Here is an 11,288-nt window from a genome sequence, read left to right as displayed (position 1 = left end):
GGTGGCCGCTCCTTGGGCCACCGAGACTCCCGAGGGGGCACTTTCGCACCCACTCAGGAAGAAAAGTGCCACTCCCAGACATCCGCCCACTGCTCCCACTGTCCACCGGTTCACGTGACCTCTCCCTCGCGTGCTGCCATTGCGATGGGAAAGCAACACGTGCGCCAACCCGTGCGTGTGTGGCCGTCACCCGGTGTTCCTGTCTGTGTTCGACACGCAAGGGGTGTCGCGCGTGCTCTCCTGGTGGGCAGGCAGACGCGCGAGGCGAGAGATGGCGTGCCTTCACCGGGAAGGGCCGGGGTGCCCCGCAGCGTCCGGGCGTGTCACGCCTCGGGAGGCCTTTGAGGCATGGTCGCCCCGGTGGGCGGGGAGTGCTGCTGCACGCGCAACATCAGGTGGTCGGTGCAGAGGGCCTTGCGGTCCGCCATCAGGCGCTCCAGGTCGTCGTGGACGGTGAGGTAGCAGCCGCTCAGCTCGGAGCACGTGCCGCCCGCCAGCTTGAGCAGGTTGCCGATGCTCTGCTGGGCATCCACGGTCCTCCCGGCCAGTCTCTCCGAGGTGACCCACTTCTGCACCTGGCCCAGGAGCGTGTCCTCCGGCGAGGGGGTGGCGAGGTAGTCCGCGCCCAGCCCGATGGAGTGCACCAGGCCTGGGTGGTAGGCGAAGAGGGAGACGCCATGTCGGCGAGTCTCGCAGGAGAGGTTCTCCGTCAGCTTGACGATGGCGGCCTTGCTGACGGAGTAGGCGGAGCAGGTGGGCCAGCGGAAGACGCCGGCGCTGCTGGCCAGGTTGATGATGATGCCGTTCCCCTGTTCCACCATGACCTGGAGGGCGGCGTGCGTGCAGTACACGGTGCCCTTGAGGTTGACGTCCAAGGTGGCCGCCCAGTCCTCGAGAGGCGTCTCCCAGAAGAAACCCGGTGGATGGCAGATGCCCGCGTTGTTCACCAGCACGTCGATGGGACCGTGGGTCTGGTGGATGTGGTCGAACGCGGCCCGGGTGGCGGAGGCATCCGAGATGTCGAAGACAAAGGTCTCCAAGCCCCCCAGCTCGCGAGAGACCTCGTCGAGGGTTTGTCGATTGCGTCCGGTGATGATGACGTTGGCGCCCGCCGCCACGAAGCTCTGGGCGAAGACGCGGCCCAGTCCACGGCCTCCGCCGGTGATCACGACTCGTCTACCTTGTAACATGTATCAGGTCCTCAGGCCGCGACAGGCGGGGCTCCTCCGGACCTGGGCTTCCAGGCGCGAGGGATGACACATCCGCTGCGTCGCGGCAGGTGGCGTTTCCGCAGGACGCCATTTGCGTGGGGCCTGACGATGTTTCAACCTGTCCCCGAGGGCAGTGGCGTCTCGCGGACGCTCGCCAGGAAGGGCAGGAGTGTCGCCGAGGTGCTCGGTGGTTTGTCTCGGTGTCTGGTATGTCTATGGGCCGGGTGAGCAAATCCAGGCATGGTGAGGTCGTCAGGAGGCACCTGGGAGGACCTTGCTCACCCTCAGCCATGTGAGGGCTTGGAGTGAGCAGAGCCACGCGGCGGCGACCAAGAGGTGGCGCAGGTGATTCAGCCGGCTCCACTGCACCGCGCTCGCCACGGACTCCGACGAGTCGGGCGCCTGCATCAGCCGCATCATCGTGGGGATGAAGTACGAGAAGGTGAGGAGCCGGTCCACGAGCACCAGCGCCACCGCCCCGAGCCACCAGGCGCGCAGCGGCCCCGGGGCTCGGAGCGCGAAGAAGCCGCTCGCCAGGGTGAGCAACGTCAGGGGGCCCGTGCTGACGAAGGCCCAGAAGCGCAGCCCCACGTTGTCCCGCCGCGCCTCCTCCGAGAACCAGTGCGGGCCCTGCGCGTCGAGCCACCTGGGGAGCATGATTCGATGCTCGTAGAGCCCTGCTCCGAACGAGAGCCCGAGGTTGAGCACCAGGAGCCACAGGATGATTTCCGCCGCCGACAACTTCATGTTCATCATGGGGGCAGGATGCGTCCCGGGCGTGTGGGCGTCTTTCGTGCCCTTGTGCTGTTTTTCTCGTTCCTGCGGTGTTCGTCATGGGTCCCCGACATGCCCTCCTCGAGCAGATAGGCGCCGACATCGCCCACTTCCAGGAGGCCTCCGCGCTCTTCGACGCCACCGTCGGCGAGGTGCTCGCGCTGGGCCGAGCGGAGATGGCGTGCCTGGCGCAGCTCCACTTCGGTGGCCCTTCGCCCTTGAGCGCCGTCCCTCGAGGCACCGACGTGGAGCGCCTGGAGCTCGCGGGTTACGTCCGACGAGAGGCCGCGGGGAGTGGCCGTCGGCTCGTGCTCACCGAGCATGCGCGGGAGTGGATCGAGACCATCTGGGGGCCCCTTCGCGAGGAGGGGTTCCAGCTGATGGCGGCCTTGCCCGAGGCGGACCTGAAGGTCCTCGCGGGCGTCTTGAGCGCCGTGCGCGGGGTGCAAGACCGGCACGCTTCCCGGGTCGCCAGGCTCCTCCAGGCGCCAGGAGGCGCGGGGGCGGCTCGGCGGCGCGGTGGCCTCTCCGCCGCCGCGCTCCATCGCGTGCGGCTCTTCATCGAGGCCCATCTGGCGCGGCGCATCCGGGTGGAGGAATTGGCGCGCCACTCAGGCTTGAGCGTCTTCTACTTCACCCGGGCTTTTCGCCAGTCCATGGCGATGACACCCCATGCCTATGTGCAGCAGCGGCGGGTGGAGCGCGCACGGGAGCTGCTGAGCCGCACCCACCACTCCCTGGGCGAGATTGCACTCGAGGTCGGCTTCAGCTCGCAGAGCCACTTCACCACCGTCTTCCGTCGACTGACGGGCCTGACGCCCGCCGTCGTCCGGCGCGGAGGTGGGTGAGGCGTCCTGTCCTACCGGCCCGGAGGCTTGAGCCGCTTCACCTTCTCCATGAGCTGATAGCGCAGGGGGCGTGAGTCCTCGGGCCCCGACTTCAGGAGCCACTGCGCGGTTCGCCGCAGCGCGGGGTGGAAGGGCTCCAATTGCTGCTTGAGGGCCTCGTTCACCCGGTCCGCGACCTGGTGCAACAGGGGCTTGGTGGGCGCGATGCTCCGCGCCGCCAACTGCTGCTGCTTGTGCGCCTCGCCCTGGAGGATGCGCAGGGAGCGCTCCGGATGGAGGGCCAGCGAGGGGTGCTTCTGGTACAGGTACGCCATCACCGCGTAGCGGTCCGTCACCACCGTGGTGCGGGTCATCGAGTCCGGGCGCAGCCGGTACTGGAAGAGGGGCTCGGGGATGACCGTGCCCGAGAGTCCTCGCTCGGCGAGCGAGCAGAAGACATCCCAGTCTTCATAGGCCGTGAGCCACTCGTCGTAGCCGCCGACCTCCTCCACGTGTCGGCGCTCCATCAGCGCGGTGCAGGTGGAGGCGACGTTGAACACCCAGAGGGCATCTCGCTCGACGCCCCAGGGGGCCCAGCCGCCCACGACACGCGCCGGGTCGTCGATGAAGTAGGACACCAGCGACGTCACGAAGGCGAAGTCTCGCGAGCCCTCCATGAGGGCGATGGCCTTCTCCAGGAAGGTGGGCTGGAGGAGGTCGTCCGCGTCCAGCGGGAGGACATAGTGCCCCCTTGCTTCCTTCAGCCCCGCGTTCCGAGCGGAGCTGAGCCCTCCGTTCTGCTTGGAGATGATGCGCAGGTCCGGTGCGTCCAAGGTCTCCAGCAACGCGCGGCTGTGCGGGTCGGTGGAGCCGTCATCCACGACGAGGATTTCGTAGTCCGTGAAGGTCTGCGCGCGGATGGAGCGCAAGGTCTCCGGCAGGTAGCGCCCCATGTTGAAGTAGGGCACGAGGAAGGTCACGCGGGGCGTGCTCCCGTGGGCCTTGGGCGGCGGGCGAAGCGTGGGGAGGCGGGGCGGATGCGCGGCGACGGCGGCTTCGACCTGACGCACGATGCTCGCGGGCTGGCAGTAGTCGGCGATTCGCGCGGGGGCCGCGTCGCGCACGGCTTGTTGCAGCGAGGGCGTGGTCAGCGCCCGCTCGAGGACCTCCGCCAGATGCTTCGAGTCTCCCGCGCGGAACAGGAGGCCGCTGCGGCCATCCTGGATGACCTCCGCCATGCCGCCTGCGTCGCCGCCGACGACGAGGCAGCCGGCGCTCATGGCCTCCAGGCACACGTTGGGGAAGTTCTCCCAGAGCGACGGGAAGCAGCAGACCGTCGCCTCCGAGATGATGGCGGCGAGCTCGTCGCGCGGGCGTGGAGCTTCGAAGTGGAAGCGGTGCTTCCATTCCGGCGCGATGCGGCGCTCCAGCCACTCGCGCATGGACCGGCCGAAGGGCCCCGTTCGCGTGTCTCCTCCCACGAGCTGGACCTCTGCCTGGAGTCCGCGCGCGAAGAGGAGCTGCATCGCCTCGATGAGGTGCTGCACGCCCTTCCGGTACTCGAGCCGCCCGAAGTACAGCACGCGCGGTGGCTCGGCGCGGGGGCGCGCCGTGGGCGGGGCGAAGGAGCTCGTGGGGAAGGGGTGGGGCACCACCACGCCTTCGTCCCCGAGCCCCAGCCGCGCCCTCACGAGGTCGAGCAGGGACTGCGTGGGGGACAGCAGCAGGTCCGCGTCCCGGATGGAGCAGTCCTCCATGAACTCCTGCTGGGCGGCGTCCATGTCCAGCGTGGTGACGCGATTGAAGTGCTGGACTTCGTGCGTGGGGGTGTGGAGGCGGACCGCGAGCACGGCGGTGGCGAACTGCCCCAGCGTCCTCCGGGCTCGCAGCGCGAAGTAGCCCTCGCCCTCGTATTCGGGGAACTCGATGAGGTCGAACGGGTGCTGGGCGTGCAGCGACTGCAGCGCGGTGTACGCCGCCATGGCGTGCCGCAGCGGCGGAAAGGGGAAGGCCCCCGCGTAGCCAGGCTCCAGCTCGGCGACGGTGTGGACCCGCACACCGGGGAGGAGAACGGGCGCTCGCTCGAGTCCCGGGTGTGGCGCGGTGAGGACATGGACCTCGTGCCCCGCGTCCGCGAAGGCCCGGCTCATGAGTGCGACATAGGTGCCGATGCCGCCCCCGAAGAACGGCGAGAGCTCTTTGGATACGAGGCAGATGCGCAAGGCGTGAACCTGGGTAGGAGCGTCGAAGCGAACCGCGTGGGGCGCGGGACTATAGGCCGCCCCAGGTCGGATGGCGCCCAGGACTTTGTCGAGCGGGGCGCGAAGTGTCCTCCGCCGTCACCGCGCTCGACGAGGACTCCTTCGCTCGCATCCTTCCGGCTCGGATGGGAGAGTGGCTCGATGACAGTTCTTCGATGGATGAAGCTCACGCGGATGTCCGCGGTGGTGCTCGGCGTCTCTGGCTCCGGTTCGGCCCTGGCCGCGCCCGAGGCGAAGCCGGTGCCCGAGGTGTTGGAGGTCGGGGCGCTGACCTCTTCCTTCGCGGAGTTCCAGCGAACGTGTGACGCCGAGGGGCGAAGGCTGTGGGGCCACTCGCTGTGTGCTCCCCTCCTGGTCGTCCACCCCGACACGCGCGTGTTCGTCGCGAGCGCCTGGCCCGAGGGGAAGGGGACGGGACCTTGGGTGGGCATCCTCCCCGCGGACCTCACCATCGCCAACACGGCCATGACGTGGGCGGGGACCACCTGGGTCCAGCTCCGAGGCCCCTTGCCCGAGTCCCCCGCGCGTCGCCGGGGCCTGCTCGCCCACGAGGCCTTCCACCGGCTCCGCACCACCTTGGGCCACGACGTGAAGAACGTGAACAACGCACACCTCGAGGACCTGGAGGGCCGCACGCTGCTGCAACTCGAGTGGCGCGCCCTGGCGGCGGCCCTGCGCGCGACGGTGCCCGCCGTCCGCGCCAAGGCCGTCGAGGATGCGCTGGCCTTCCGTCACGAGCGCCGAGCCCGCTTCTCCTCGGCCGCGGCGGAAGAGTGGCGACTCGAGGACAACGAGGGGCTCGCCGAGTACACGGGCGTGGTGCTGGGGGCGGCGGATGCTCGGGGCCGGCGCGCGCTGGCGCTGGAGAACCTCGAGGATGCCGTCAAGCGCAGCTCCTTCGTGCGCTCCTTCGCGTATGCCTCCGGGCCCGCCTACGGCCTCCTGCTGGATGAGGCGGGGGCTCGCGCCAAGGGGTGGCGGACGCGCGCGCTGGCCGGGGCGGACCTGGGAGGGCTGCTCCAGGACGCGCTGGGGCTGAGCGCGCCCGAGCCTTCGCCCGAGCGCGAAGCTCGCCACGGTGGCGCCGCCCTTCGAGAGGCCGAGCGCGAGCGGGCTCGTGTCGCCCAGGCTCGCGCCGAGGCGCTGCGCAAGAAGCTGGTGGAGGGGCCCGTGCTGCGCCTGCCCCTGGTGCGCATGCGCATCCAGTTCAACCCCGGAGAGCTCGTGCCGCTCGGCGAGCACGGCACGGTGTATCCCGGCGCGCGCATCGTCGATGCGTGGGGCTCGCTCACCGTGACCTCCGGGGTGCTCCTCTCCTCGGACTGGAAGCTGGCCACGGTGAATGCACCTGCCTCGGGACCTCGTGAGGCGCGCTGGGAGGGCGAGGGCTGGGTGCTGGAGTTGGCGCCTGGCTGGCGCGCCAGCGCGGGGCCGCGAGCGGGAGACCTGGTCCTCCAGGCCCCCGAGGTTCGCGCTCCAGCCCCCCAACCCTAGCGACCTCCGCGCGGTGCCTCACTTCACAGGCGAGGCACCCGCTTGAGCGCCTTCGTGTTCCCCTCTCCCAGCGAGAAGAACGCGCCGCCGCCCGGCGCGAAGGTCAGCGCCTCCGAGTAGCCAGGGTTCGTCACCTCACACCGACCGCCGAGCAGCGCGGCCACGACGCCCTGCCTGGGCTGCCGCTTCCACAGGAAGGTGTGGGTATACGTCTTGAGAAGAATCTCGCCGCCGTCCGGGGAGATGGCGCCGCCGGTGACGACGCGGTCCTCCTCGGCCGTGGACGCCGGAAGGAAGTCGAGCTCCGCCACCAGCTCCAGCAGCCGGCTCACGCCCGGTGGGTTCAGTGGCGCGGAATAGCGATACACCTGCGAGTGCCCGCTGGGGACCTTGGTCACGATGTAGATGTCGCCCTGGGTGTCCACGAACAGGGCCTCCGCGTTGGGGGACACGCCTCCGGGATAGGTGAACGGGAAGCGCTCCACGCCGCTGACCGACACCGTCGTGGGCGTCTGGGTGGCGCTGGCGGTGGGCTCGGGGAAGCGCACGACCTCCTTCACCGCGGGGTTGCCGTTGTTGTCTCCGATGCGGCCCACGTACAGGTAGTCCACGCCGCTGACCGGGCCGGGCCCCATGGCCATGTCCTCCCAGTCGAGGTTCAGGTTGTTGGAGAGCACGTAGGTGCCCAGAAAATGCCCGTCCACGGCGCTGAGGGCGTAGACGTGCTCCACGCAGGTGCCACCGCTGGCGCCACATCGGTCATTGTGGGTCCAGACGACGTTGGCTTGCTGTCGGCTGGCCGCCAGGCCCGAGGCATCCGTGAGGATGCTCACGTTGTGCGGCGTCAGGTTGACCGGCGCGCCGAAGGTCGGGCACTGCGGCGTGCTCGCGACGGGCGTCGCGGTGACGGAGGGGGAGTACGTGGAGGTGTTTCCGGACACATCCTCGGCCTTCACCATCAGTTCGTAGGCCGTGCCGTTCACCAGCCCGGTGAGGGTCACCAGCGGCTGGGTGAGGTTGTAGCGATAGCTGTACGTGGCTGCTCCCGCGACGCGATACTTCACGGTGTACCGGCGGAGGTCGGGCTCGGGGTTCGCGGTCCACGAGAGCAGGAGCACGCCGTCACCGGGGGACGCCGCCAGCTGCGAGGGTACCGACGGAGGCGTCACATCCGCGCCCGTGGGGGTCGGCGAGGCCTCCACGGGTGCGCAATACGCGGAGGCATTGCCCGACGTGTCCTGCGCCTTCAACTCGAAGGCATACGTCACGCCGTTCGCAAGGCCCGCGAGTGTCAGGGGCGGCTGTCCCACGCCCCATTTGTAGGAGTACGTCGTCTGGCCCACCACGCGATAGCGGAGGGCGTGGTCCTTGAGGTCGGTGGCTGGATTCGGGTCCCACGTCACGATGACGCCCGAGTTCGCGGCGGTGACACTCAAGCCGGTGGGAACCGGCGGAGGCTCGGTGTCGGCGAGCGTCTGTCTTGCTTGTGTCGGCGCGACCTCCTCGGGGGATGGCGGTGCTCCGCATCCGAGAAAGAGACACAGGGACGGGCCACACATCCAGGTGATGAGCGATGACCAACGAGGTGCCACGACTGCCTCCGGGCTGAGCCGACGGGGTGGGGCCGCGGAGGCTAGACGTCACGGCGGACCTCAACAATGTTCGCGCGGAGTGCCCTGGGCTTGCCGGCCGTTCGTGAAGCCCTGGAGCGCGGTGGCTCCAGGGCTCGGTGAAGGCGCGTCGGGCCGGAGGTGGCTCGACGCGCCTCGCTGTCAGGCGAGCAGCTCGGTCATTCCATTGACCAGGCGGAGCGCTTCGTCTCGCGAGGGGACACCTGCGTCACGCACGAGGAGCGGGGGCGGTGCGTGGCGCTCGACCTCGTTCCGCAGGTGCAGCAGCGCCTCCTCGCGCGCCTCGCGCAGACGCGCTCTTGCCTCGGGCGGCAGCCGCTCGGTCGCCCAGTCATCCACGGCCCAGGCGAGCTCGGCATGCCGCAGCTCGTCCCGTGCGATGGCGGTCATCGCCTGACGCACCTCTTCGTCATTCGCGGTGCGGGCTTGCCACCCCGCGACGAGCGCACCATAGGCCTCGCGAACACAACCCTCGGTCGCGTTCTCGAGACACATGGCCTCCAGGTCTCGCGACTGGAAGGGCGCGAGGTCCACTTCAGGCATCGTCGCGCCGTGTCGGTGCGCGAGCTCTCGCATGACGCGCGTGTGTCGCACCTCGTCCGCCGCTGACCGACGGGCCGCCTGTATCAATCGCTCGGGTGCGCCATGCGCCCGCAGCTCGTCCGCGAGTCGCAGGAAGGCGGGAACGGAGGCGGCTTCGAGCCAGGCCGCGTGTGCGAACAACATCCCCAGCTCACAGGACTCCTCGGGCCTCACATCCTGGAGTCCCTCGGGCCGCCGGCCATCGTTCGAGCAGGTGAGGTAGTGACACACGAGGTCGACCCGCGTGGTGTCGGGGAGGGGCCGGACGGTGCAGGTGTGGAGGGGGGCCTTTTCGGGATGTCTGGGGCACTGATTGCATTGCTTCGCGGGGTCGTTGGACGCGAGCTCGATGCCCTGGGCCGTCAGCGTCAGGGGGCCGGTCGAGCAGTCTTCACTGGGACCACAGGCGCACAACGACAGCACGGGCGCCGCGAGCCACAGGCCATGAAACGTGCGTCGCAGTCGGGGATTCTTGGGCGGGAGCAGGGGATTCCTCGATGTGAATCCAACCCCCGGCCCGGTTGGGAATGTCGTGACAATCATAGCCGAGTGGCACTTGGGATTGCCACGGGGGCTCGAGGCTCCCTGGCCCTGCTCGCCGCGTGGACGCCGAACATCTCCAAGGGGGCCGAAGGCTCCGAGCAGATATTCCTGGCCCGCCTCCGCCGAGGCTTCGAAGAGCACCTGCCAGGCTTCGGCCGCCTGGCGCAGAACGTCGTCCAGCAAGTCCTCCCCGACCTGGTGCGCCGGTGGTTCTACGACGTCCGCTTCGGCATCAACGCGACGGACTGGTGGCCGGTGCTGGACCGCTTCCCACCCCCGATGCAGCGACAGGTGTCCGCCTTCGCCAAGGCGCTGGCCGATTGCTTCATCGGCCAGATGAAGCAGTCCCGTGCCCACCTCGCGCGCATCCTCACTCGCTACACCCATCTCCTGCTCGTCGTGAAGGAAGGGCTTCGCTCCCAAGGACCTGCTGGAGATTGGCCGCCACCTCACCGCGGTGAACTGGTCGCGCAGGTAGCGCGCCGCTACGGCTTGACGAGGTGCAGGAGCGGGAAGGGCTTTCCCGAGCCATCGAGCTCGGAGCGCCCCTGTTGGACGAAGCCCATGCGCAGGTAGAAGCCCACCGCCTGGGGGTTCTGCTCATTGACGTCGACGGCGCGCGCGCCCTGGGCCACGGCGTGCTCGAGCAACGCACGACCGATGCCCCGGCCGTGTTGCGCTGGGTCGACGAAGAGCATCTCCACCTTCCCGTCGGCGGTTCCGATGAAGCCCGAGATGCGGCCGTCGCCATCCCGCAGACAGGTGAGTCGCACCGCATCGAGGTAGGTGTCGCGCACCAGCGGCTTGAAGAACTGGATGTCCTCTTCCGAGAGGAAGTGGTGGGTGGCGCGCACGGCGGCTTCCCAGACTTCCACCAGGCGCAGGCGGTCGGCGATGGATAGGGGGGCGAGGTGTTCCATGAGGGCCCCGTGGCACTATCAGCAAGAGGGCGCCGGTTCCAGGCGTCGCTCGAGCGAGTGACGGGGCCTCGACGTCATGACAACTCGCTCGTTTCATGTTTCAAGCGAATGCGACATGGCTCAATCGTCGCTGAAGGGTCTCCTCATCCGCACCGCGGTCGTACGCCTGCCCGGCCTGGGCTACATCTATGCCGCGGACCCCAAGAAAGAGAAGCGGGGCGTCCCGCACACCGTCACCTTCCGCTTCAAGGACGGCGTGCTGACCCGAGGGGACGCAAACTACGATGCCCACTCCCTGGCCCTCATCGCGAAGCCGGAGCTGGGGCTCGTTTCGATAGCGGGTAACGGGTACTACTCCGTCATCACGGCGCAGGGGTCGAAGTCCGGTGACATCTTCAGTGACAGCACCCCCGCGCCTCCGACGCCGCGAATCTCGGGGATTCGCTCGGTATCGAGCGTCGAGGGTGAGGCGTATGCCCTGGGGCTGCGTGGGATTGTCTATCGCCTGACGGGGCTCAAGTCCTGGGCTCGAATCGACGAAGGACTCCCTGACACCTTCAATGGTCAGGCGCTCGATGGGTTCTCGGCTGGCGACCTCTATGCCGTGGGCCGGGAAGGCGCCCTGTGGCAGCTCGAAGGCGCCCAGTGGACTCGCCGCGAGCCGCCGACCTCCGCGACCCTCACCGCCGTCAAGTGCGCGGGCAATGGCCAAGTCTATGTCGCCGGCCATGGCGGGGTGCTCCTGGAGGGCCGCGGTGACTCCTGGCGGGCCATCCCTCACGGCGGAACCGAGGACAACATCTGGGACCTGGAGTGGTTCCAGGACCGCCTCTACGTCTCGACCCTGTCGCACGTCTACCGGCTGGAGGGCGAGCGGCTGGAGGCCGTCAACTTCGGCGCGGACCCGCCGAAGTCCTGCTACCAGCTGAGCGCCAGCGAGGGCGTGATGTGGTCGAACGGGGAGAAGGACATCCTGTCGTTCGACGGCACTCAGTGGACCCGGGTGGTCTGAGTCCGTCCTCGGTCCTATTCATTGACCGTCCGG

The 11,288-nt window shown here is 68.9% G+C and carries 10 protein-coding genes; 4 read left to right on the top strand and 6 right to left on the bottom strand.

The window, feature by feature from the left end:
• Positions 1-323 precede the first annotated feature (323 nt).
• Together MYSTI_RS41055 and MYSTI_RS28540 are read right to left on the bottom strand one after the other, a co-directional pair.
• Positions 324-1,169, bottom strand: coding sequence for an SDR family NAD(P)-dependent oxidoreductase (locus tag MYSTI_RS41055; RefSeq protein ID WP_052351081.1), 846 nt, complete (start codon positions 1,167-1,169; stop codon positions 324-326).
• A 294-nt stretch (positions 1,170-1,463) separates the two neighbouring features.
• Positions 1,464-1,967 (bottom strand): anthrone oxygenase family protein, encoded by a 504-nt coding sequence (locus MYSTI_RS28540; protein ID WP_015351283.1) that lies wholly within the window; start codon positions 1,965-1,967, stop codon positions 1,464-1,466.
• A 77-nt stretch (positions 1,968-2,044) separates the two neighbouring features.
• Here MYSTI_RS28540 and MYSTI_RS28535 point away from each other — a divergent pair, with 77 nt between their 5' ends.
• On the top strand, positions 2,045-2,833 hold the full coding sequence (locus MYSTI_RS28535) for a helix-turn-helix domain-containing protein (RefSeq protein WP_015351282.1): 789 nt from the start codon (positions 2,045-2,047) through the stop codon (positions 2,831-2,833).
• Between the two features lie 11 nt (positions 2,834-2,844).
• On the opposite strand, the gene MYSTI_RS28530 is transcribed toward MYSTI_RS28535, so the two are convergent.
• Entirely contained in the window at positions 2,845-5,034 is a 2,190-nt protein-coding gene (locus MYSTI_RS28530) for a glycosyltransferase (protein ID WP_015351281.1), read from the bottom strand.
• Between the two features lie 180 nt (positions 5,035-5,214).
• Between MYSTI_RS28530 and MYSTI_RS28525 the strand changes: the two genes are divergently transcribed.
• Positions 5,215-6,567 (top strand): hypothetical protein, encoded by a 1,353-nt coding sequence (locus MYSTI_RS28525; RefSeq protein ID WP_015351280.1) that lies wholly within the window; start codon positions 5,215-5,217, stop codon positions 6,565-6,567.
• A gap of 23 nt (positions 6,568-6,590) precedes the next feature.
• On the opposite strand, the gene MYSTI_RS41050 is transcribed toward MYSTI_RS28525, so the two are convergent.
• Positions 6,591-8,159, bottom strand: coding sequence for a fibronectin type III domain-containing protein (locus MYSTI_RS41050; RefSeq protein ID WP_084668208.1), 1,569 nt, complete (start codon positions 8,157-8,159; stop codon positions 6,591-6,593).
• A gap of 180 nt (positions 8,160-8,339) precedes the next feature.
• Positions 8,340-9,203: a ferritin-like domain-containing protein gene (locus MYSTI_RS28515; RefSeq protein WP_052351079.1), complete on the bottom strand. Its 864-nt coding sequence runs from the start codon at positions 9,201-9,203 to the stop codon at positions 8,340-8,342.
• Between the two features lie 126 nt (positions 9,204-9,329).
• On the opposite strand from MYSTI_RS28515, the gene MYSTI_RS43365 reads away from it, so the two are divergent.
• A complete protein-coding gene (locus MYSTI_RS43365) occupies positions 9,330-9,899 on the top strand; it encodes a hypothetical protein (RefSeq protein WP_144370171.1) in 570 nt (189 codons plus the stop codon).
• Here the strand turns inward: MYSTI_RS43365 and MYSTI_RS28510 are convergent.
• A complete protein-coding gene (locus tag MYSTI_RS28510; RefSeq protein ID WP_015351277.1) occupies positions 9,809-10,243 on the bottom strand; it encodes a GNAT family N-acetyltransferase in 435 nt (144 codons plus the stop codon). The two genes, MYSTI_RS43365 and MYSTI_RS28510, sit on opposite strands and share 91 nt — an antisense overlap.
• A gap of 115 nt (positions 10,244-10,358) precedes the next feature.
• Here MYSTI_RS28510 and MYSTI_RS28505 point away from each other — a divergent pair, with 115 nt between their 5' ends.
• Entirely contained in the window at positions 10,359-11,255 is an 897-nt protein-coding gene (locus tag MYSTI_RS28505; protein ID WP_015351276.1) for a beta propeller repeat protein, read from the top strand.
• The last annotated feature ends 33 nt before the right edge of the window (positions 11,256-11,288 follow it).

This window comes from Myxococcus stipitatus DSM 14675 (assembly GCF_000331735.1).
Lineage (GTDB): Bacteria > Myxococcota > Myxococcia > Myxococcales > Myxococcaceae > Myxococcus > Myxococcus stipitatus.
This window is presented reverse-complemented; position numbering and strand designations above follow the sequence as displayed.